General features: G+C 63.8%; 21 protein-coding genes. 13 read left to right on the forward strand and 8 right to left on the reverse strand.

The window, feature by feature from the left end; translation table 11 throughout:
* The first annotated feature begins 38 nt into the window (after nt 1-38).
* Nucleotides 39-1,376 (forward strand): glutamine synthetase family protein, encoded by a 1,338-nt coding sequence (locus DQG19_RS13280; RefSeq protein ID WP_116126745.1) that lies wholly within the window; start codon nt 39-41, stop codon nt 1,374-1,376.
* Here the strand turns inward: DQG19_RS13280 and DQG19_RS13285 are convergent.
* Nucleotides 1,373-1,762: a hypothetical protein gene (locus DQG19_RS13285; protein ID WP_116126746.1), complete on the reverse strand. Its 390-nt coding sequence runs from the start codon at nt 1,760-1,762 to the stop codon at nt 1,373-1,375. The two genes, DQG19_RS13280 and DQG19_RS13285, sit on opposite strands and share 4 nt — an antisense overlap.
* Before the next feature lie 87 nt (nt 1,763-1,849).
* Between DQG19_RS13285 and DQG19_RS13290 the strand changes: the two genes are divergently transcribed.
* From DQG19_RS13290 to DQG19_RS13300, 3 genes are read left to right on the forward strand one after another with little or no spacing between them, the layout of a single operon-like run.
* Nucleotides 1,850-2,890: a hypothetical protein gene (locus DQG19_RS13290; protein ID WP_232826521.1), complete on the forward strand. Its 1,041-nt coding sequence runs from the start codon at nt 1,850-1,852 to the stop codon at nt 2,888-2,890.
* Complete coding sequence (locus DQG19_RS13295; RefSeq protein ID WP_116126748.1) at nt 2,887-3,747, forward strand: HAD-IIA family hydrolase; 861 nt, start codon at nt 2,887-2,889, stop codon at nt 3,745-3,747. Before DQG19_RS13290 ends, DQG19_RS13295 begins: the two co-directional genes overlap by 4 nt.
* A gap of 9 nt (nt 3,748-3,756) precedes the next feature.
* Entirely contained in the window at nt 3,757-4,017 is a 261-nt protein-coding gene (locus DQG19_RS13300; RefSeq protein WP_116126749.1) for a hypothetical protein, read from the forward strand.
* Here DQG19_RS13300 and scpA read toward each other — a convergent pair.
* Nucleotides 4,014-6,077 carry a methylmalonyl-CoA mutase gene (scpA, locus tag DQG19_RS13305; RefSeq protein ID WP_116126750.1) on the reverse strand — a complete coding sequence of 688 codons (2,064 nt, stop codon included), beginning with the start codon at nt 6,075-6,077 and terminating at the stop codon, nt 4,014-4,016. The two genes, DQG19_RS13300 and scpA, sit on opposite strands and share 4 nt — an antisense overlap.
* Before the next feature lie 87 nt (nt 6,078-6,164).
* On the opposite strand from scpA, the gene DQG19_RS13310 reads away from it, so the two are divergent.
* The 7 genes from DQG19_RS13310 to DQG19_RS13340 all read left to right on the forward strand — a co-directional run bounded on the left by DQG19_RS13310 (nt 6,165) and on the right by DQG19_RS13340 (nt 12,373).
* On the forward strand, nt 6,165-7,088 hold the full coding sequence (locus tag DQG19_RS13310) for a YihY/virulence factor BrkB family protein (protein ID WP_157974499.1): 924 nt from the start codon (nt 6,165-6,167) through the stop codon (nt 7,086-7,088).
* 156 nt (nt 7,089-7,244) lie between these two features.
* Nucleotides 7,245-8,351, forward strand: a complete 1,107-nt coding sequence (locus DQG19_RS13315; protein WP_198661745.1) for a DegT/DnrJ/EryC1/StrS family aminotransferase — start codon at nt 7,245-7,247, stop codon at nt 8,349-8,351.
* On the forward strand, nt 8,342-9,085 hold the full coding sequence (locus DQG19_RS13320) for a WbqC family protein (protein ID WP_116126752.1): 744 nt from the start codon (nt 8,342-8,344) through the stop codon (nt 9,083-9,085). Before DQG19_RS13315 ends, DQG19_RS13320 begins: the two co-directional genes overlap by 10 nt.
* Nucleotides 9,039-9,740, forward strand: a complete 702-nt coding sequence (locus DQG19_RS13325; RefSeq protein WP_116126753.1) for an acetyltransferase — start codon at nt 9,039-9,041, stop codon at nt 9,738-9,740. The genes DQG19_RS13320 and DQG19_RS13325 overlap by 47 nt, the downstream gene beginning before the upstream one ends.
* On the forward strand, nt 9,740-10,681 hold the full coding sequence (locus DQG19_RS13330; protein ID WP_116126754.1) for a hypothetical protein: 942 nt from the start codon (nt 9,740-9,742) through the stop codon (nt 10,679-10,681). The genes DQG19_RS13325 and DQG19_RS13330 overlap by 1 nt, the downstream gene beginning before the upstream one ends.
* Nucleotides 10,682-10,686: 5 nt before the next feature.
* Complete coding sequence (locus tag DQG19_RS13335; protein ID WP_116126755.1) at nt 10,687-11,358, forward strand: hypothetical protein; 672 nt, start codon at nt 10,687-10,689, stop codon at nt 11,356-11,358.
* Nucleotides 11,351-12,373 carry a glycosyltransferase family 2 protein gene (locus DQG19_RS13340; protein ID WP_116126756.1) on the forward strand — a complete coding sequence of 341 codons (1,023 nt, stop codon included), beginning with the start codon at nt 11,351-11,353 and terminating at the stop codon, nt 12,371-12,373. Before DQG19_RS13335 ends, DQG19_RS13340 begins: the two co-directional genes overlap by 8 nt.
* Here the strand turns inward: DQG19_RS13340 and DQG19_RS13345 are convergent.
* The 5 genes from DQG19_RS13345 to DQG19_RS13365 are packed head-to-tail and all read right to left on the reverse strand — an operon-like array spanning nt 12,301 to nt 17,312.
* The gene (locus tag DQG19_RS13345; RefSeq protein WP_116126757.1) at nt 12,301-13,452 is read right to left on the reverse strand and encodes a glycosyltransferase; all 1,152 of its coding nucleotides are present in this window, start codon (nt 13,450-13,452) and stop codon (nt 12,301-12,303) included. The two genes, DQG19_RS13340 and DQG19_RS13345, sit on opposite strands and share 73 nt — an antisense overlap.
* Entirely contained in the window at nt 13,449-14,555 is a 1,107-nt protein-coding gene (locus DQG19_RS13350; RefSeq protein WP_116126758.1) for a DegT/DnrJ/EryC1/StrS family aminotransferase, read from the reverse strand. Before DQG19_RS13350 ends, DQG19_RS13345 begins: the two co-directional genes overlap by 4 nt.
* A 2-nt stretch (nt 14,556-14,557) precedes the next feature.
* The gene (locus DQG19_RS13355; RefSeq protein WP_116126759.1) at nt 14,558-15,355 is read right to left on the reverse strand and encodes a formyltransferase family protein; all 798 of its coding nucleotides are present in this window, start codon (nt 15,353-15,355) and stop codon (nt 14,558-14,560) included.
* Nucleotides 15,352-16,299, reverse strand: coding sequence for a GNAT family N-acetyltransferase (locus tag DQG19_RS13360; RefSeq protein WP_116126760.1), 948 nt, complete (start codon nt 16,297-16,299; stop codon nt 15,352-15,354). The genes DQG19_RS13355 and DQG19_RS13360 overlap by 4 nt, the downstream gene beginning before the upstream one ends.
* Nucleotides 16,296-17,312 (reverse strand): Gfo/Idh/MocA family protein, encoded by a 1,017-nt coding sequence (locus DQG19_RS13365; protein WP_116126761.1) that lies wholly within the window; start codon nt 17,310-17,312, stop codon nt 16,296-16,298. Before DQG19_RS13365 ends, DQG19_RS13360 begins: the two co-directional genes overlap by 4 nt.
* 79 nt (nt 17,313-17,391) lie before the next feature.
* Between DQG19_RS13365 and DQG19_RS13370 the strand changes: the two genes are divergently transcribed.
* Together DQG19_RS13370 and DQG19_RS13375 are read left to right on the forward strand one after the other, a co-directional pair.
* Nucleotides 17,392-18,219, forward strand: coding sequence for an ABC transporter permease (locus DQG19_RS13370; RefSeq protein ID WP_116126762.1), 828 nt, complete (start codon nt 17,392-17,394; stop codon nt 18,217-18,219).
* A gap of 31 nt (nt 18,220-18,250) precedes the next feature.
* Nucleotides 18,251-19,531, forward strand: coding sequence for an ABC transporter ATP-binding protein (locus DQG19_RS13375; RefSeq protein WP_116126763.1), 1,281 nt, complete (start codon nt 18,251-18,253; stop codon nt 19,529-19,531).
* 21 nt (nt 19,532-19,552) lie between these two features.
* Here DQG19_RS13375 and DQG19_RS13380 read toward each other — a convergent pair whose 3' ends face one another.
* Entirely contained in the window at nt 19,553-20,299 is a 747-nt protein-coding gene (locus tag DQG19_RS13380) for a glutamate--tRNA ligase family protein (RefSeq protein ID WP_157974500.1), read from the reverse strand.
* Nucleotides 20,300-20,961: the final 662 nt, after the last annotated feature.

The raw sequence follows: 20,961 nt of genomic DNA on the forward strand, positions 1-20,961 counted from the left end.
CAAAGGGCAAGCAGTTCAAATCCGCTAGCTTTGTCGGAATGCAAACGAAAGCTGACCTGTTCGGGGAAGACGCCCCGCCGCGCGTAAAGATTGCCGTTGCCGACATCGACGGGGTGCTGCGCGCCAAGTACGTCTCGAAGGAAAAATTCGCCTCCGCCCGCGAGGACGGCTTCGGCTTCTGCAACGTCATCTTCGGGTGGGACAGCCAGGATATGCTGTACGGCGGGGCCGCCGCCGACCCGGGCTTCGCCGACGCCCACGCCACCGTGGCCGAAGAAACCGGGCGCCGCCTGCCGTGGGAAGGCGGCACCCCTCTCTTTCTGGCCGACTTCCGCGACGATGCGGGGATCGCGGGCACGGCCTGTCCGCGCGCCCTCCTCCGGCGGGTGGTGGAGCGGGCCGCCTCTCTGGGATTCATTGCCCGTTTCGGCCCGGAGTACGAGTGGTTCGCCTACCGGGAAACGCCCGGCAGCCTGGCCGAGAAGGACTACCGCCACCCCACCCCGCTCTCGCCCGGCATGTTCGGCTACTCGGCCCTGCGCACGGGACAGCGGGCGGACCTGATGCGCGACCTCTTCGAGCAGCTGGCCGCCTTCGACGTCGACCTGGAGGGACTCCACACGGAAACCGGCCCCGGGGTACTCGAGGCAGCCATCAGCCACCGGGAGGCCCTCGAGGCCGCTGACCAGGCCGTTCTGTTCAAGCAGGCGGTCAAGGAGATCAGCTACGGCCACGGGCTCGTATCCAGTTTCATGGCCAAGCCTTCCGCCGACCTGCCGGGCTGCGGCGGTCACCTGCACCAGTCCCTCTGGCGCGACGGGGAGAATGCCTTCCACGACGCCGACGGTCGCCACGGCATGAGCCAGGTATTCGAGAGTTACCTGGCGGGTCAGTTGCGCTTGTTGCCGGTACTGATGCCGCTCTTCGCGCCTACCGTCAACAGCTACAAGCGCTACGTGGCCGGTTCCTGGGCGGCGACGCGGGCCAACTGGGGGGTGGACAACCGCACCGTCGCCCTGCGCGTCATCCCCGGATCCGCGGACGCCACCCGGCTGGAGACCCGCGTGCCGGGGGCCGACGCCAACCCCTACCTCGCCATCGCCGCCGCCCTGGCCGCCGGACTGCATGGGATCGCCGAGGGTTGGACGCTGGACGCCGCACCGGTAACGGGAAGTTCTTACGCCCAGGAAATCGGCGTATCCCTCCCCCACCACCTGGGCGCGGCCGCGGGTGCCCTGGGGGGCAGTGCCGTAGCCGCGGAGCTGTTTGGTTCGGGCTTCCGTGACCATTTCGTGGCCACCCGGCAGTGGGAATGGGAGCAGTACCTGGGGGCGGTCACCGACTGGGAGGCGCGCCGCTACTTCGAACTCGCCTAGCCGCGGCCGGCGCGTCGGCGCAGCGCGCGGTGCTTGTATGCCGGACCGAACGCCCTTCGTCGGGTAACGTGGCGGTGGAACCGCAGGGACGTAAAGGTGGAACTGCCTTCCTGTCCGCGTTTGCGCGGCAATCGCCGCAAACGGTGGTTACGGGTAACGGCCTGGCGGATCTCCCGGTTGCGGGTGAGGGTACGGCCGGCCGCCAGCGGATTCTTATAGCGGGGGCCGTAGGCGTGGCGGGCCACCGCCCGGCGGGGGGCGGGCCGCAAGTCGGGTGCTGTGGCGACGACGGTGTCCACGTCGACGGTGTCGCGGGCCGTGGCCCAGCTGGGCAGGGAGGCAATAGCCAGAAACAGAATAAGTAAGGGTAATGGGTTTTCTCGCATGATCGATCGGCTTAGTCGGCTATAACCTACTGATTTTCGGCCAGACCGCCGCCCGGCAAGTCGGCGCCGGCACTGTACCTTACCACCATGGCGCGCACTCCCACAATGCACAATTACGAGAATATCCTGCGCTACGCCTGGCGGGCCTACGACCACACGCGGTCCATACGCTCGGTCGAGGACATCAGCGCGCAGGTATCCACCAACCACGTCTTCAAACTGCTGATGACGGACGGCAACGTACTGATTGCCAAGGTGACCTACTTCGGCTCCTTCGAAGGCTTCGCCGAGGACCACACGATCATCAACGTCCTGGCCAACAACCTGCCGGTTCGCTACGCCAACTTCCTGAGCCGCGGGCTGATGAAGGGCAATCAGCTGTTTTTCCACCGTCACATCGACGCCGAGCAGGACGCCTGGATCATCTTCTACCGCCCCATCCAGATCCAAGAGAACCCGCCGCGGCGGCTGACGGAGGAGCAGGTCCGGCAACTGGGCCGCGAAATGGCCTACTTTCACCGCGACTGCACCCTGGTTTCGAACACGCTGCCGCGCAGCGACCGTGACATGACCTCGGACGTCAACGCCCTGCTGCAGTCGGCGCGTACCGACTTTCCCGATGATTACGAGCTCATCGCGAAGCACTGCCGGCTGTTCCTGGAGAATACCTTCCGCATCAACGTCCACGGTTTTCAGAAGATCCCGGTGTTCGTCGACTGGAACATCGGCAACTTCAGCGTCGACCAGAACGGGCGTCTGGCCAGCCGGTGGGACTACGACTGGTTCCGCGTATCGACGCGGGTGGCGGACTTCTACTTCCTGAGCCGGGTGGTCAGCGACGCCGGCGACCGGACCGCCTTCACCTACGAGGCGGACCGCCTGACCGAGCCCCGCTTTCTGCTCTTCCTGCAGGCCTACCACGCTATTTTCCCGCTGACGCGCCCCGAGGTCCTCTTTATCAAGGAGGCATACCGTTTCTTTCTGCTGAACTACGTGCTTCGGCTCGGTCAGTATTTCTTCCGCCCCTCCTTCGCGCGCAAGCTTTCGGCCGACGTGCTTACCACTCACTTACCTACCCTGGACGAGAAACTCTCGACCGACAAAATCCTGCGGGCCCTCAACCTATGAGTGACTCCCTCCAGCTCACCGCCTTCTCCGAGATCGCCAACCGGTACCCGGTGGTCTTCTTCGACAGCTACGGCGTCCTCCGCAACCACCACGGGCTCATCCCCGGGGCGGTAGAGACCGTGCACCGCCTGCGTCGGGCCGGCAAGCACATTCGCGTACTGACCAACAACGCCGCCCGCAGCCCCGCCATGGCCGCCGACCGACTGGCGCACTACGGCCTGGACGGCATCTTCGCCGAGGAGATCATCACCAGCGGGGCCACCACCCGGCACTTCCTCGAACAGAAGGTGAAGCACGGCAAGGTGGCCTACCTCGGCACCGCCACCTCGGCGGAGTACATCATCGGGGCGGGGCTGGAGGCGATCCCCATCTGCGAGGTGAGCTTCGACCGACTACACGAGATCGGGGCGGTGGCGTTCCTGGACGACGAGGGATACGACCTCAACGTCGACATCAACCTGCTCATCAATCTCCTCCGCCGCTGTCAGGTTCCCGTGGTCGTGGCCAATACCGACCTGCTCTACCCCACCACGGCCAACGACGTGGCCCTCGCAACCGGCAGCATCGCCCGCTTGGCCGAGTACGTGCTGGGCCGGAAGTTCGTGAAGTTCGGCAAGCCGGCTTCGCAGATGTTCCAGATGGGGCTCGACAGCGTAGCCCGCGAAATGCCCGACGTCTGCCCCGGCGACATCCTGATGGTGGGCGACACCCTCCACACCGACATTCTCGGGGGCAACACCTACGGGATGGCTACGGCCCTCGTCCTGAGCGGCAATACCCGGCCGGAAAGCGCCGCAACGGAGATCGCCGCCTCCGGTATCATTCCCGACTACGTATGTGCCTCCATTGGCCAATAACTATCGACCATGCCTAACTACACCGAAGCCGACCAGGTATACATCCGCATCATCCGCAGCCAGCTCGGCGAGGAATGGCCCACCGCAAAGCAGCGCATCCTGGAGCGCCTGCCCGAAGACGCCGACCCCGAACTGATCGCCAAGTTCGTCGACGAACGCGACGAGCCGGGCATCCACATCAACGCCTGGGGCGTGGAGCCGCGCTTCTATCCCCACCGTACGTCCAAGCGGTTGCTGGAGTTCTACCGCATCCGGAGCCTGGGCTCCTAGGCTTCGGACGCGTACAGCATCATTTCCAAAATCTCTTCCGCGGCCGCGGCGATATTGGTGCCGGGCCCGAATACGCCGACCACGCCGTGATCATAAAGGAACTGGTAGTCGGCGGGCGGGATCACGCCCCCTACGACCACGCGTATATCTGAAGCGTCCTCCTCGGCCAGGGCGTCGATGACTTCCGGCACCAGCGTTTTGTGGCCGGCGGCGAGTGAGCTGATCCCGAGCAGGTGCACGTCGTTTTCGACGGCCTGCCGCACCGCCTCGGCGGGGGTCTGGAAGAGGGGGCCTACGTCCACGTCGAAGCCCAGGTCGGCAAAGCCGGAGGCGATTACCTTGGCACCCCTGTCGTGGCCGTCCTGCCCCAGCTTGGCAATGAGGATGCGGGGGCGGCGGCCCCGGGCCACCTGGAACTGCTCGGCCAGTCCACGGACCCGTTCGAGTCGCTCTCCGGCCGAATGGCCCGCGTACACCCCGCTGATGAGTTGGTGGGTGGCCCGGTACCGTCCGAAGACGGTCTCCAGCGCGCCGCTGATCTCGCCCAGGGTAGCGCCGGCTCGGGCGGCCTCCACGGCGGCGGCCAGCAGGTTGCCGTCGCCGCGGGCGGCGGCGGTCAGGGCGCGTAGCGCTGCCTGCAGCGCGTCTTCGTCCCGGGCGTCCTTCACCCGCTGCAACTGTTCGAGTTGCTCCCGGCGGACGCGGGCGTTATCTACCTCCAGCAGATCGAAGTCGGCGTCGCCGCTCGTCCGGAATACGTTGACGCCGACGATCTGTTCCCGCCCCGAGTCGATGGCCGCCTGCTTCACGGCGGAGGCCTCCTCGATGCGGAGTTTGGGCAGGCCCGACTCAATGGCGCTGACCATCCCGCCGGCGGCTTCCACCTCCTCCATCAGGGCCCGCGCCTCGCGCAGAAGCCGCTCCGTCTCCGCTTCCACGGCGTAGCTGCCGCCCCAGGGGTCCACGGCCCGGGTGATGTCCAGCTCCCCCTGCAGGTAGAGCTGGGTATCGCGGGCGATCTTCGCGCTGTAGTCGGTGGGCAGGGCAATAGCCTCGTCGAGGGCGTTGGTGTGCAGGCTCTGGGTACCACCGAAGACGGCCGCCAGGGCCTCGATGGCCGTACGGGCCACGTTGTTGTAGGGGTCCTGCTCCGTCAGGCTGTAGCCGCTGGTCTGACAGTGGGTACGCAGCATCGAGCTTTTCGGATTTTCGGGGTTGAACTGGGCCATCAGTTCCGCCCACAGCTGCCGGCCGGCGCGGAGCTTCGCGATCTCCGTAAGGTGTTTCATGCCGATGCCCCAGAAGAAGCTCAGCCGGGGGGCAAAGTCGTCCACGTCGAGGCCCGCCGCCACGCCCGCCCGCACGTAGGCGAGGCCGTCGGCCAGCGTGTAGGCCAGCTCGACGGCCGCCGGGGCCCCGGCCTCGTGCATATGGTAGCCGCTGATGCTGATGCTGTTGAAGCGGGGCATCCGTTCGGCGGTATAGGCGAAGATGTCCGACACGATGCGCATACTGGGCGCCGGGGGGTAGATGTAGGTATTCCGCACCATGAACTCCTTGAGGATATCGTTCTGGATGGTGCCGGCCAGGCGCTCGGGCGGTACGCCCTGCCGCTCGGCCGCCACGATGTAGAAGGCCATGACCGGCAGTACGGCCCCGTTCATGGTCATGCTCACCGACATTTTTTCCAGCGGGATCCGGTCGAAGAGGCGCTCCATATCCTCCACCGTGTCGATGGCTACGCCGGCCTTGCCCACGTCTCCCCGTACCCGCTCGTGGTCGCTGTCATAGCCCCGGTGGGTGGCCAGGTCGAAGGCGACCGAAAGTCCGCGCTGCCCGGCCGCGAGGTTGCGCCGGTAGAAGGCGTTGGACTCCGTGGCGGTGCTGAAGCCGGCGTACTGGCGGATCGTCCAGGGGCGCCCCACGTACATACTGGCGTACGGACCACGCAGGTACGGCGGATACCCCGCCACCGCCGGGGGCGGAGCGGGGCGGGGGCCGGCGGCGGGTTCGCGCGCCAAAAGATGATCGGGGTGGGCGGGATAATTCGGTCGGGACATACGGTAAGGGTGGCGGGTAAAATACGTAATTCGCCGCCGCGAACACTACCCGCGCATTCTCCTTTAAAGGAGGAAACACCGCGCCTAGTGGCCAAACATACCCCAGTACAACGCACCGTCTCCTTCACCCAGGAGCTTTTTGCCAATTACGGGCAGGATAATGCCTTCACCCTCGGAGCCGCGCTGGCCTACTACACGGTGTTCAGCTTCGCTCCCCTGCTGGTGGTGGCCATCGCCGTCGCCAGCTCCTTCGTGGGCCAGGATGCCGTCACCGGCCAGCTGTACGGTGAGCTCAACGGCCTGCTCGGTCCCGAGGCCGCCAAGACGCTCCAGGAGATCGTTGGCAATGCCTACTCCACCGGCGACAGCCTGTGGGCCACCGTCCTGAGCGTGGCTACCCTGCTCTTCACCGCCTCCACGGTATTCGCAACGCTGAAGATGAGCCTCAACAGCATCTGGGAGATCGAGGCCCGCCCGGCCAACAACATCATCGGGTTTCTGGTCACCCGACTGCTCAGCTTCAGCTTCGTGGTGGGGCTCGGCTTTTTGCTGATGATCACGCTGGTGGTCAACACCCTCATCATCGGCTTCATGGACCAGATCGCCGAACTGCTGCCCGCACTGAGTTCCGTATTCCTGGCCGTCACCAGCTGGGTCATCTCCACCGCGGTCACGGCCGTCATTTTCGCCCTGCTCTTCCGCTACCTCCCCGACGCCAAGGCGCGCTGGAAAGACATCTGGGCCGGGGCCATCTTCACCGCTCTCCTCTTCGGTCTCGGCCGGTGGCTCATCGGGCTCTACATCGGCAATTCCAATTTCGGGAGTACGTACGGCGCCGCGGGGGCCCTGGTCACCCTCCTCGTCTGGACGTACTACAACAGCCTGATCCTGTTCCTCGGCGCCGAGTTCACCTTCGTCTGGGCCGAACGGCGTGGTTTTCCCATCCGCCCCAATAAGCACGCCGTACGCGTGATTAAGGAAGTTCGCAAGGTCGACGGCATCAAGGTCTAGGCGGGGTCGCAGGTGCGGTGCGTGTTAAAATGGGGGATCGGCCAGGCCGGGTTTGGGTACGGCTTAGTTTGTGCCTACCTTACTGTCTGATATAACAGACGTTTGGGCCACCAGGCTTTTCGCCCTACTTGAGTTTTAGCCACGCACTACCACCCCGTGAACCAACCCGCTATTCAGGTCAGTAAGACCTATCTGCCCCCGCGTGAGGACTACCACGCATTGCTCGAAAGCGTCTGGGACTCCCAGTGGGTTACCAACAACGGGCCCCTTTTGCGTGAGCTCGAACGTACGCTGGCCACCCGCTTTGATTCCGATACCTACGTGGTAACCAACGGCACCGTGGCCTTGCAGCTGGCCATCCGTAGCCTTTCCCTGACCGGCTCCGCGATCACTACTCCCTTCAGCTACGTTGCCACCACCAATGCCCTGCTCTGGGAGGGCGTGGACCCGATCTTCGTCGACGTCGACCCGGACTGGTACTGCCTCGACCCCACCCTGGTGGAGGCTGCCATCCGGCCCGATACCACCGCCATCTTGGCCACTCATGTATACGGATACCCCTGCGACCATACGGCCCTGGCCGCCATTGCCGAGCGCCACGGCCTCGCCCTGATCTACGACGCCGCCCACGCCTTCGACGTGAAGGTGGACGGCCGCAGCATCGTCACCTGGGGAAGCGCCTCCACGTTGAGCTTTCACGCGACCAAGGTCTTTCATACCATCGAGGGGGGTGCCGTCGTGGCCGGCGATGCGGAACTGCTCGCCCGGGTCGACCTGATGCGCAGCTTCGGACACACGGGCCGCGAATACCTCGGACTGGGCATCAACGGCAAAACCAGCGAGCTGCACTGCGGCATCGGGCTGCTCAACCTCCGCCAGCTGGCCGCCAACCGGGTGGCGCGCCGCGACCTGTCCGAACTGTACCGCGATCTGCTACGCGACCTACCGCTGCGCTGCCTGGACCCCGCGGACTTTCCCGGTCTGGAGTACAACTACGCTTACTTCCCCATCTTCTGCGCGACCAACAGCCTGCGCGAAAGCCTCGTCGAACGGCTCAACGCTCACAACATCTTTCCCCGCCGGTACTTCGAGCCGTCCCTGAACGAACTGGACTTCCTGCCAACCGAGCTGCGGGTGGCGTGCCCCGTTTCCGAGCACGCTTCCCGCACGGCCCTGTGCCTGCCGCTCTATCCGGATCTGGATCCCGTCGACGTCCACCGAATCACCTCTATCATACGTGAAACCGTCGTGCAATGGGCGTAGTCGCCGTCATGCAGCCCTACCTGTTTCCCTACATCGGTTACTACCAGCTGGTGGCGGCCACGGATGAGTTCGTCTTCTACGACGACGCCCAGTACATGAACGACGGCTGGATCAACCGCAATCGAACGCCCGACGGCTGGTTTACCGTGCCGGTGGCGGCCGATGCGCTGGAGACCCCGATCCGGGGCCGGCGGGTAGCCCCCCTCCCCTACGCGCGCTTCCGGCGCAAGTGGCTCAAGCGCTTTGCCCTGCGCTACCGCGGAGCCCCCCACTACGCCGCCGCGGCGCGGCTGGTGGAGGAGGTATTTACGACCGAGCCGCACTCCATCAGCCAGATGGCCGAACGGAGCGTCTCCGCCACGGCGGCTTACCTGGGCCTGGACCGGCCGTTTCGCCGCTCCAGCGAACTGACGTACGACCGGACGCTGCCGCGGGAGGAAAAGCTCCTGAGCCTGCTGGCCACCCGCGATGCTGACGGCTACGTGAACCCGGTGGGGGGGCGGCACCTTTACGGGGGAGAGTCCTTTTCGGCCCGCGGGATCGACCTACGGTTTTTACGTTCCACCCTTGACTATACCGCCGAAGCGCCCGGTTTCGGCTATTCGATTCTTCACCTGCTAGCACACCATTCGCCCGAAGACTGCCACGAATGGCTCTCACACTATACACTGACACCCCCACGTCCAGATGAATCCCCTAACCACCGACCCGCAGAAGATCGTCATATTCGGTGAGTCACAGCTCGCCAGCCTGGCCCACTTCTACCTGACCCACGACAGCCCCCACGAGGTAGCCGCCTTCACCGTCGACGCTGCCTACCGCAAGGCGGACACCTACGAGGACCTGCCCCTGGTCGACTTCGAGCGTGTCACCGATGCCTACCCGCCGGAAGACTACTGCATGTTCCTGCCCGTCAGCTTCAAGCGGATGAGCCACCTGAGGCGGGAAAAGTACGAAGCGGCCAAGGCAAAGGGCTACCGCCTCATCAGCTACGTGAGCAGCAAGGCCACGACCTGGCCGGGACTGGACGTCGGCGAGAACTGCTTCATCTTCGAGGACAATACGATTCAGCCCTTCGTCAAGATCGGCGACAACTGCGTACTCTGGAGCGGCAACCACATCGGTCACCATACGACCATCGGGAGCCACGTCTTCGTGACTTCGCAGGTGGTAATCAGCGGAGCCTGCACCATCCACGATCATGCCTTCTTCGGCGTGAACGCCACGGTGCGCGACGAAACCATCGTGGGCGAGGCTACCCTGGTAGGCATGGGCGCCCTGATCACCCGGGACACCGAGCCCTACAGCATCCACCTCGGCGCCAAGGGCAAGATCGCCCGCGGCAAGAGCGTGGAACTGGATTCCATTTCCCACAAAAGCGGAGGCTGATGGGCTGGCAGAAACTGGGACGCTTCTTCGAAACCGCACGGCAGCAGCCGTTCATGGTCAGCCACGCCTGTACCCCAACGGCGCTGTACCTGCCGGCATCCGACCGGATCCGCGTGTACTTCGCTCCGCGCAACGCGCGCGGGCAGTCGTTGCCGACCTACCTGGAAGTAGCCGCCGCCGACCCGACCCGGGTATTGTATCTCCACGACCGGCCGGTCCTGGAGCTGGGTGTCCGCGGCACCTTCGACGACGGCGGCATCATGCCGTGCAGCCTCGCGGAAGCCGCCAACGGCGACCTGTGCCTGTACTACGTGGGCTGGAACCCCTCGGTGTCCGTGGCCTACCGCAACGCCGTGGGGCTGGCGATCAGCACCGACGGCGGCCGGACGTTTAAGCGCCCCTTCCCGGGTGCGGTGGTAGACCGTAACCGCACCGAGCCCTTCTTTACCGCCAGCCCCTGCGTCCTGCGCGAGGGTGATACCTGGCACCTGTGGTACGCCAGCAGTACCGGCTTCCTGGAAGTCGAAGACCGCATCGAGCCCCTCTACGTACTGAAATACGCGCAATCGGCCGACGGGGTAGAATGGCACCGCGACAACCGGACCCTCCTTGCACCCGCGTCCCCGCACGAATGCACCGCCCGCCCCACCGTCGTACGGGACGGCGACACCTACCGCATGTGGTACTGTTACCGCGGGAGCGCGGACTACCGCGACGGAAAGGATGCCTACCGGATCGGCTACGCCGAAAGCCGGGATGCCCGCAACTGGGAGCGCCGGGACGCCCAGGCCGGCATCGACTACTCCACCACCGGCTGGGACGCCACCATGCAGACCTACCCCAACGTACTTGACACCCCCCACGGCCGCTATCTCTTTTACAATGGCAACGGCTTCGGCAAGACCGGTATCGGTTGCGCCCGCTGGCAGCAAACCCCCTGAGAACCATGGAAACCAAATTATTCGACTACGACCCGGCGCGCTACCCCTTCCGCAGCCTCATCAGCCGGTACATCGGCACGGATGACCTGGAGGATCTCCGGGCCGCCTACACCAGCGACCCGGAACTGGCCAACTCCCTGTACAAGAATATGGAGCAGTCGCCGGTCTTCAAGGCGATGTACGCCGGCCTGCGGTCCGCGGAGGGCGAGGAGTTTTACGCCGTCTACGAGTGCTTTATCCGGGAGGTGATCCGTCCCCAGTTCACGGAACCGATCTACTACCAGACCAAGCCGAGCCACCGCATCCTGTTTGCCGACGTACCGGGGCAAAGCCGGTTCCACCGCGACGCGGACTACGGCCACGACCCCGCGGAGATCAATTACTGGGTGGCCCTGACCCCCGCCTACGCAACCAACACCTTCTGGATCGAGAGCGAGGAAGGAAAAGAAGATTACCAGCCGGTAGAAACCCGGCCCGGGCAGTACGCCCGCTTCCGGGGCAGCACGCTTTCCCACGGAGCCAAAAACAATACGACGGGCAAAAGCCGGGTATCCTTCGACTTCCGCGTCATTCCCGCCGCCGATGCCCCCGCGCGCTACCGCGAGCAGGCGGCGGCGGACGCCAACGCCGCTAACCCCGTACAGGCCAATGCCCTAAAATTCAGCTACTGTGAGTGACCACGCCCCGCCCGCGGTCAGCATATCGATCATCACCTACAACCAGCGCGACCTGGTGGGTCGAGCGATCGACAGCGCGCTGATGCAGCGGACCGATTTTCCCTTCGAGATCGTGATAGGCGACGATTGTTCCAGCGATGGCACCCAGGAGGTGTTGCGCGAGTACGCCCGCCGCTACCCCGACAAGATCCACCTGATATTGCATCCGCGGCGCTACCGGGGGGAGGTACCGGGACGGACCAACAATACCACCAACCTCCTGAACTGCCGCGGACGCTATACGGCCATGCTGGACGGTGACGATTACTGGACCGATCCGGACAAGCTGCAACGCCAATACGACCTTATGGAGGCGGAGCCGGACCTGAGCATGTGCCTGCACGACGCGCGGATGGACTACGCGAACCCAGCCGACCCCGGGGAGGATCGCATGGAATTTATGTCGGACCAACTCGGGGGGTGCGCCACCGGACGCTACACCCACGAGGACCTGGCGATCCGTAATCGCCTGAACCCCTTCATCGGCAGTATCATGTACCGTACCGCACAGCTGCGTGACCTGCCCGACTGGTTCTACAGCATCGTAGCGGCGGATTACGCGCTGATGTTACACCTGAGCCGCAATGGGCCGGTGTACTACGACGCGCGTCCGGCGGCCGCCTACTACATCTCTCCGCAGGGTTTTCAGCGAGTGTTCCGGAAGAACCCGACCATCCTCCTGCAGGAACTGCGCGACTTCGACACCTACGCCGAGCACTTTCCGGCCACGCGCCTGAGCCGCAAGGCGAAGCGGCGACGCGCGCACCTGCACTGGCACCTGTCGCAGCACTACCGGGAAACGGAGGCCTGGGGGCGGGCCCTGCACCACCTGGTCCACCTGTTCCGTACGGATGCCCGCTTCGGGTTGAGCATGATCTTCAACCCCGCCCGCCGGGCGCGCGCCTACCTGGGTGGGCGACCCTCGCCCAGCCGGGCGAGTAAATCGGAGGAGAATTCGGCCGCTATCCGCTCGTAGTTATACTGCTCCAGAATAAACTGCTGGCCGCGGGCGGCAATCTCTGCCCGCTCCCCGGGATGGGCCAGGTAGTAATCGATCTGTCGCAGGCAGTCTTCCTCGTCTTCGTAGGTCGCAAATATGCCTTCCGGGAAAACGTCGCTGAAGTTAGGGGCGGCACGGGTAAGCAGGAAGCCCCCGACCCCCATGACCTCGAACATCCGCTGATTGAAGCCGACCCCGTTCGCGGTATCGACGTAGTCGTTCAGGCAGATGGTGGCGTCGTGGTAGGTTTGGTACATTTCCATGCCGCTGGTCACGCCGCGGAAACCCCGCTCAAGCCCGGGAAAATCGGCGAGCGTACGACCGTCGCCGCCGCCGTCCCACCAGTAGCCCCACCAGGTAAATTTGGTGCGCCCGGCGATCCGTTCGAAGAACAGGGTACGCGCCAGGAAATTCTGGGTGCCCAGCCCTCCGACGAACACCACCCCGGGAGATGGCAGTCCCTGCTCGAGGCGCTCCACGATACGGGCATCGAATCCCTGGTCGTTGATGATGGTCTCTGTACCGTGCAGCTCGAAGAAGTGTTTGAAATCGGGCTGGTCGGTATAGACGAGGTCGAAATCGTTGGGGTGCCAGTTGAAGGGCAAGCGGGCACTGAGGCGTGCTACTAGCAGGGTATCGTGCCGGTACGGCTGCCAGAAGGCGGAGGGCTGCGGCTGGGAGCGCGCGAAGATCACGTCGGGCCGCCGCTCCGCCAGGTAGGCGCGGGCGATATAGTCCCGGAAATCGTTACGCCGTTTGGTTATTCGCCGCACGCCCCGTCCGATGCCTTCCAACAGGCGGGCCCGGACCTTGCCGAACAGGTGCTCGGCCACCTTGCGCGTGAATACGGCGTCGTTGAAAAAGTACTCCTCGGCCTCCCACGCGCCGCTGCGGTTGAGGTAATACGTGTAGAAATCCGAGTAGTTGGAGGCCAGGTCGAGGAGCCACTGCCGGTACTCCCCGAGGTCCATGCCGTGGATCTCCGGCGCCTCGGCCTGCTTGCGCAGCAGGTAGGAATTGGGGTGGATGATGTCAAATTTGATGAGCCGCTTCATACGCCGAAAAAACGGTTGACGTGGTCGGTCACGTAGGCGAGTTGCTCGTCCGTCAGCTCTGCGTACATGGGCAGGCTTAGCGCCGTACGGCTCAGCGCTACGGCTTCGGGGAACTCCTCCGGCCGGTGACCGTAGCCCGCGTAGCAGGCGTGCAGGGGAAGCGGAGTGGGATAATGAACGGTGGTCGCAATACCCGCCCCGCCGAGGTAGTCGGCCAACTCATCCCGCCGCTCGCTGCGAACGACGAACAGGTGGTAGCCATGGTAGGCGTCCTCCTGCACCATAGGTAACCGGAGATCCGCTTTGGCCAGGTGGTCACGGTACAGCCCGGCCAGGCGATTCTTTGCGGAGATCCAGGCGTCGAGATGGGGCAACTTTTCCAGCAATACCGCGGCCTGCAAGCCGTCGAGCCGGCTGTTGCGACCGTGGTAGCGGTGATAGTGGCGGCGTCCGGGCATACCGTGATTGGCCAGCGCCCGCACCCGGTCGGCGAGTTCCGCGGAATCCGTCCCTACCAGTCCTCCGTCTCCGTAGGCACCCAGGCTCTTGGAAGGAAAAAAACTGTAGGTCGCCGCATCCCCTATGGTCCCGATGTGCCGGCCCCGGTAGCGGGCGCCGTGGGCCTGGGCGCAATCCTCGATCAGGTACAGTCCCCGCTGGTCGGCGAGGGTCCGCAGCGCACCTAGGGGGGCGGGGTGCCCGTAGAGGTGTACGGCAATGATGGCCCGGGTCTTGTCCGTTACCGCGGCGGCGGCACGGTCTGGGTCAAGGCAGTGCGTAAGAGGATCGACATCGACAAAGACCGGCCGGGCACCCCGGGTGGCTACAATTTCGCTCGTGCTGATCCAGCTCATAGCCGGGACGATGACCTCGTCGCCGGGACCGATCTCCCAGGCGTCCATCAGCAGTTCCAGGGCATCGGTACCGTTGCCACAGGTCACGGCGTGCGCGTGGCCGGCGTAGCTGGCGAACGCCTCGCCGAAAGCGGCGACCGCGTCGCTACCGATGAAGGCCGCCTCGGACAGGACCGCGGCGATCCGGTCGTCGATGGCCGGACGCAGGCTTTGGTACTGGGCCTGCAGGTCGATCAGGGGGATGGTCATGGCTACAATTTTGCGTTTACGGGAAGGGCGTGCAGGGTACTGCCCGACAACAGGATCGATCCGCCGTACCCACAGGCAACGAGTACCGCTTCTCCGCGGCGACCGGCGAGGGTACCGGGGATGGCACCGACGAAGCGCCGCGGGTCGCGCCGGGCGTCGGAAAGGACGTGCTGGTTTCCGGCGTGTACCACGTAGGCGGGATGGTCGTCGTGGCGCAGGGCCCGCACCGTACGGAAAACCCGGTCCCGGTCGGACCAGTCGGTAATCCGACCGTCTTCCGGGAAGCGGCGGGTAACGTAGGTTGCGGCGGCAGGGTCGTTGGCCAGGCCCGGGTTACCGGGATCGTAGGTATCGAGAAAGGAGGGGAAGGCAAGCTCCACCCGGCGCAGCAGGGCCTCGCGGAGCTCTGCGGCCGACCAGCCGTCCTCCACGGCAATGTGGTCTTGCCAGCGGATCGTTCCGGCGTCGTACGCGTCGGTGATGTCGTGTATGGTAGCGCCGAATTCCGTTTCTCCGTTGATGAGGGCCCACTGCAGGGGGTGGCGCCCGCGGTAGGCGGGCAGGGGGGCCAGGTGGACGTTGACGGCCGGATAGCGCAGGTGAAGGCGGCGGTAGCGGAAGTTGGCGAAGCAGTTGACCAGCAGGTCAAAGGATACATCGGCCAGCAGGCGCTCGGCGGCGGCCTCGTCGGGTACGTCGATTTTTTGCCGGCCGATGCATACCACCTTGTGGCTACTGCCGGCCAGGGAGGCCGCTAAGCGATCGGGCCCGTCGTTGTTTCCGATGATAGCTACCCTCATGCGAAATAGCGATAAAGGGCTTCGCTCACCGGGATGACGGTATCCGCCGGAGCACCTATCGCGGCAAGTCGGGAAGTGACCGCCCCCAGCCCCACCAGGAACTCGGCCGACCCGTCGTCCGCGTAATCCGGCGGCTCGCAGGTAAGGTAGGTGAGGGGATGCATTTCGGCCCCGGTGGCCGACTTAAACCGCCGCAGGCCGGCGTACGCCTCCGAGCTGCCGCTGAGCCCCAGATCAAGAAAGGTGGACTCGCCGTCATCCACCGCCGCCGTGAGGTGGTCGAACAGCAGGTTGTTGGGGCGATCCGCGAGTAAGTCCGGGTCGGAGGCCCCGAATTTATAGAACCAGCCATCGCCGCAGCGAAGGACGACCAGCGTGGCGGCGTGCCGTCCGGCGGATGACCAGGCCTCCAGGTAAAATCCATTACCGTTCCCGATGAAGCGGCGGTGCACGGACTGGAAAAAGGAGGGGGACTGGGGAATGGAGCCGAACTTCTGCAACCGCTGCCGTAGGTAGAGGTGGTAGAACCGGTCGCACGCCGCCTCGTCGGAGGCGCGGCGCACCTCGATGCCCGCCCGGATCGCCTGCCGGGTGCCGCGGCGAAAACTGGACGACGCACCGCCGCCGCCCGGACGGTACCGGTGGCAATAGGCCCGTTTGCTTATATGGGCGTCGCTGCCGGGGGAAGTATCGTGGGGCAGGCGCGACTTGAGCACTACCCGGTAGGTGGGGTACCGCCGGGAAAGGGTAGTCAGGAACTTATTGGCGCGGTCCGCCTGATCCACCGGCAGGTAATCCGTGAAGGGCAGGGCAATCACGCGGCGGCCGGCAGCATCGTCGATGCGGCAGAAGGGCAGCTCGTCCTGGTACTCCACGGTAAAGCCGTAGGTCTCCGTCAAGACGCCGGCCCAGGCCGCGCTGCCGAACAATTCACTTTCGCTCATACGCCGCCGTAGATTCTTTCAATGGCGCGGATCGTCTTCAATCCTTCCTCTCCTTCGACTACGCCTTCCCGGCTTTCGACCAACTGATGTACCAGGTCATTGATGAGCTTGTCGTGGTTGCTGCTGCTGCCCTGGTAGGTGCCATAGTCGTTGGGTGCGTCGTCCATCGCCACGTCCGTTGGCTGGGGATAATCCTCCACGTCCCAGTGTTCGATCTCGTTCAGGTACTTGCCGCCGATCTTGACCAGGCCCTTTTCGGCGATCACGGTCAGGCTGCCTTCAAAATTCTGCCGGTAGGCACAGGTGGTCCACAGGAGAGAGCCTACTACCCCGCTCTCGAAGCGCAGGGCGCTTGCCCCGCAGTCCTCGATCTGAATAGTGTGGTTGAGGGTATCCATGACCGTACGCGCCTGGGTGATCTCACCGAACCACCAGACCATGAGATCGAGGAAGTGACTGACCTGGGTCTGGAGTGCCCCTCCTTCCAGGTGCCGGCGGCCGCGCCAGCGCGACTGTTCGTAGTAGGCGTCGTTTCGGTTCCAGATGACGTTGCACTGTACCATGAGGGGCCGGCCGAGGAGTCCCTCGTCCAGGGCGCTTTTCGTCAGCAGGATCGGTCGGTTGTACCGGTTTTGCTTGACCACGTAGAGTTTGACGCCGGCCTCCCGGGCGGCGGCGATCATCCGCTCGCTTTCGATGCTGGTGAGGGCCATGGGCTTTTCCACCAGGATGTTCTTACCCGCGTAGGCGGCCTGAATACTCATGATGGAGTGCAGTCCGTGGGGGGTACAGATGGCCACTACGTCAGCGGGACTGTCGCGGAGCATTTTCTCGTAGTCGGTGTAGGGCGTCGCGGCGGGATAGCGATCCGCGAATTCGCTCAATTTGTCGCGGTCGACGTCACAGAAAGCCACCAGCCGGGAAAGCGGGTCGGCGTCGATTACCGCAAGATGACGCTTGCCGATGTGACCGCAACCGACAACGGCAAAATTTATGGGGCTGGGGGAACTCAAGGTGGGTTGTGGTTTAAATGGGTTGGCAAGTTACCTAGCCCTTACCATCTTGGTTACCTTTACGGTGAAATTATCCCAAATGACCGAAAAAAACACCACGGTAATCCAGGCTACCAGTGGGTGGCAGGTCATCGATACGGCGGCATTGTGGCGTTACCGTGACCTGCTGTATTTCCTGTCCTTACGGGGTATAAAGATCAAATACGCCCAGTCCATTCTCGGCGTCGGCTGGGCCGTGGCCAACCCCCTGATCCAGACCCTGCTGTTTACCCTGATCTTTGGCAACCTGGCCCAATTGAGCTCGGACGGCAGCCCGTATATCCTGTTTAGCTATACCGCGATGGTTTCCTGGTCGTACTTCAGCGGCATCCTCACCGACAGTACCAATTCCCTGGTCAACAACCGGGACATGATCGGCAAGGTCTACTTTCCCCGCCTGATCCTGCCCATGGCTCCCGTCCTCGGAAAGCTGGTGGATTTCGGGGTGGCCTTCGTGGTACTCATCGGGCTACTATTCTATTACCGGATGGTGCCGGGGTGGGAGATCGTCATGCTACCGGTTCTGATTCTCATCATGGTCTTCACCAGTTTGGGGGTAGGCGCCTTTTTGTCCGCCCTGGCCGTACAGTACCGGGACGTGCAGTACGCCATGACCTTCATGGTCCGCCTGCTGATGTACACGGCGCCGGTCGTGTACTCCGTAGCGATCATACCGGAATACTGGCAGTGGGCCTATGCCCTCAATCCGATGGTGGGTGTGATCGAGGGAATGCGGGCCATCTTTCTCAATACCCGGGAGTTTCCCTGGCAGTGGGTAGGTACCGGAGCGGTGGTTTCGGTCCTGCTCTTCCTGTACGGTTGCTTCTACTTCCGACGCATGGAACGGCACTTTGCCGACGTGGCGTAAGCCCCGTGGCCGCCACCCAAACCCCAAGTTTATGATCGAAGTATCCGGACTCAGCAAACGTTACCGCCTCGGCTCCAGCAAGCGGGACGACACCCTGGTCGGCGCCGCGAAGGGCTTGCTGACCTATCCCCTGCGCAACTACCGGGAACTGCGCCAACGCAAGAAATTCGCGGACAAGGGAGAGGAAGACGATACGGTACTCTGGGCCCTCCGGGAGGTGGATTTCACCGTGGAGACGGGCGAGGTGCTGGGCATCATCGGCCACAATGGGGCCGGCAAGAGCACGCTGCTCAAGATCCTCAGCCGCATCACCGAGCCGACCGAGGGCCGGGTCGTCCTCCGGGGCCGGGTATCCAGCCTGCTGGAAGTGGGTACCGGATTCCACAGTGACCTGTCCGGACGCGACAATGTATTCATGAACGGCACCATCCTCGGGATGTCACGCCGGGAAGTGCGCCAGAAGTTCGACGAGATCGTCGCCTTCAGCGGCGTGGGGAGCCACATCGATACGCCGGTGAAGTTCTATTCCAGTGGGATGAAGGTGCGCCTGGCATTTGCCGTGGCGGCCCACCTTGATCCCGAAATCCTCATCATCGATGAGGTGCTGGCCGTGGGTGACCTGGCCTTCCAGGAAAAATGCCTGGCCAAGATGGACAACGTGAGCCGGAGTGGCCGCACCGTGCTTTTCGTCAGCCACAACATGGGGGCGGTGGAAGGGCTTTGCCAGCGGTGCCTGCTGATGGAGCGGGGGCGCAAGGTATTCGACGGGGCCGTACCCGAAGCCATCGCCCGCTACCGGGACTCCACCCTGAGCCGGGCCTCCGCCGTGGACCTGGCGGACCGGACCGACCGCTACGGCGACGGTGCCATCCGGTTTCAGCGCGTTTCCTTCAACGGCGGCCGGCCCGTCGTAGTCGGAGAACCGCTCCGCGTCGAAGTCGAATTCCTCTGCACCGAAGCGATCGATTCCTGGCAGTTCACCCTGCGCTTCTGCCGCAACTACCGGGAGGCGGTCATTATGATTGACAGCAAGAGCCAGGGCGTCGCCCTCTCCGCCCAGGCGGGGCTCAACAAACTGACCATCGACCTGCCGTCCTGCACCCTGATGCCCAACCGCTACCTGGTCGAAATGTGGGCCAACAGTTCCAACGCCACGGTAGACGGCCTCTTCGACGCGGCGAGCGTCACAGTGCAGGAGGGCGACCCCTACGGCACGGGGACGATGGTATACGCGCCCCACAACGGCCTGGCCATTGCCCCGCGGGGACAATGGCGGATCGCGAAGGACGCGGCCCCGGTATCCGGAACCTGACTCGTACACCTCCGTTCCGGATCAGGCGCCCAGCCAGGTGTGGGCGATAGCGAAGACTTCCTCCCTTTCCACGCCCCGCTCCCGGACGCCCCGGGCCCCCTGTCGCTTGCTGATCTTTTCCCCCTCCTCCGTTAGAAGCGGGTGATGCACGAACCGGATTCGTTCGTGCAGCTGCGGATAGCCCAGCAGATCGGAGAGTAAGGCTTGTGCTTCGGTGCTGTCCCGCAGGTCCGCGCCGCGGGCGCAGGCGGTGATGCCGAAGTGCATATCGTCTACGGTGCAGGCCAGCTGATAGCTGGGCCGGCCATCCTTCTTCCGAACGGCAAACCAGGGCATGGAATCGTGGAGGGGGTGCTGCCGGGTATCTATTCTCCAGGCTACGTCCCGGCGGTCGGGATCGACCGCGCCGGCCAGGCAGCCGTGGCGGTGGCCGCCCCCGGCCAGTTCCTTTCGCGAACAGGGACAGGCGAAAACGCCGGGCTGCTGACGCAACTGCGCCAGTGCTTTCCGGTAGGCCGGCATCCGGTACTCCTGTGACCATTGCGCTTCGAAGTCTGCCGGGTCGCGGGGGCCGTGCGTCCATTCTATCTCCAGCCACCGGAGCACATCGAATACATCCTGCAGGTACTCCTCCCGGAAGCGTGCCCGGTCGAGGTCGTCGATGCGGAGCAGCAGCGGGCCGCCTTCGGCAAGCAAGGCGTTTGCCGCGAAGTTGGCGGCGTTGCCCAGGTGGAGGTAACCAGAAGGCGTGGGAGCTATGCGGTGCACGGAGAGGCGGTGTTGTAAATTTAAAACGTACAATTTACCATTTGCGCGTAGGACTTCGCTTGCTATCAGGTTATTCTCATCAACAACCGGAGGATGTACGATTTAAAATTTACCAGTTAAAATTGGCCCGCACTACTTCGCTCCCGGCCGGGGCGATTCGCTCCTACTAGTAGTCCCCGGGATATACGATTTACCAGTTACCAAGTACTATTTACCATTTGCGCGCAAGACTTCGCTTGCCCCCGGGTTGTTCTCATTGATACCCAGAGGAGTTACGATTTAAAATTTATCATTTGAAATTGGCCCGCACTACTCCGCTCCCGACCGGGGGGCTTTGCGCCTACTAGTAGTCCTTGGGATGTACGATTTACCATCTACCAGGTACTATCTACCATTTGCGCGCAGGGCTCCGGCTCCGCTCGCTATTCTTCACAGTACTGCGGGAATCCGCGAAACCGCCGCAGGCAGCAGCGAAGCTAATCTGTGGATCAATTTGCGACGCCGCAGGCGATCTGTGTGAAACGGAGCTATGCGGGGAGAGCAAGTAGCCATGATGGATATACGATTTACCAGTTACCAAGTACTGTTTACCATTTGCGCGCAGGACTTCGCTTGCTATCAGGTTATTCTCATCAACAACCGGAGGATGTACGATTTAAAAT

This window comes from Lewinella sp. IMCC34183 (assembly GCF_003390915.1).
Taxonomy (GTDB): Bacteria; Bacteroidota; Bacteroidia; order Chitinophagales; family Saprospiraceae; genus Neolewinella.

Coding starts and splice junctions, on each gene's coding strand:
- DQG19_RS13280 (WP_116126745.1), top strand. CDS start 39: ATGCAAACGAAAGCTGACCTGTTCGGGGAAGACGCCCCGCCGCGCGTA.
- DQG19_RS13285 (WP_116126746.1), bottom strand. CDS start 1,762: ATGCGAGAAAACCCATTACCCTTACTTATTCTGTTTCTGGCTATTGCC.
- DQG19_RS13290 (WP_232826521.1), top strand. CDS start 1,850: ATGGCGCGCACTCCCACAATGCACAATTACGAGAATATCCTGCGCTAC.
- DQG19_RS13295 (WP_116126748.1), top strand. CDS start 2,887: ATGAGTGACTCCCTCCAGCTCACCGCCTTCTCCGAGATCGCCAACCGG.
- DQG19_RS13300 (WP_116126749.1), top strand. CDS start 3,757: ATGCCTAACTACACCGAAGCCGACCAGGTATACATCCGCATCATCCGC.
- scpA (WP_116126750.1), bottom strand. CDS start 6,077: ATGTCCCGACCGAATTATCCCGCCCACCCCGATCATCTTTTGGCGCGC.
- DQG19_RS13320 (WP_116126752.1), top strand. CDS start 8,342: ATGGGCGTAGTCGCCGTCATGCAGCCCTACCTGTTTCCCTACATCGGT.
- DQG19_RS13325 (WP_116126753.1), top strand. CDS start 9,039: ATGAATCCCCTAACCACCGACCCGCAGAAGATCGTCATATTCGGTGAG.
- DQG19_RS13330 (WP_116126754.1), top strand. CDS start 9,740: ATGGGCTGGCAGAAACTGGGACGCTTCTTCGAAACCGCACGGCAGCAG.
- DQG19_RS13335 (WP_116126755.1), top strand. CDS start 10,687: ATGGAAACCAAATTATTCGACTACGACCCGGCGCGCTACCCCTTCCGC.
- DQG19_RS13345 (WP_116126757.1), bottom strand. CDS start 13,452: ATGAAGCGGCTCATCAAATTTGACATCATCCACCCCAATTCCTACCTG.
- DQG19_RS13350 (WP_116126758.1), bottom strand. CDS start 14,555: ATGACCATCCCCCTGATCGACCTGCAGGCCCAGTACCAAAGCCTGCGT.
- DQG19_RS13355 (WP_116126759.1), bottom strand. CDS start 15,355: ATGAGGGTAGCTATCATCGGAAACAACGACGGGCCCGATCGCTTAGCG.
- DQG19_RS13360 (WP_116126760.1), bottom strand. CDS start 16,299: ATGAGCGAAAGTGAATTGTTCGGCAGCGCGGCCTGGGCCGGCGTCTTG.
- DQG19_RS13370 (WP_116126762.1), top strand. CDS start 17,392: ATGACCGAAAAAAACACCACGGTAATCCAGGCTACCAGTGGGTGGCAG.
- DQG19_RS13375 (WP_116126763.1), top strand. CDS start 18,251: ATGATCGAAGTATCCGGACTCAGCAAACGTTACCGCCTCGGCTCCAGC.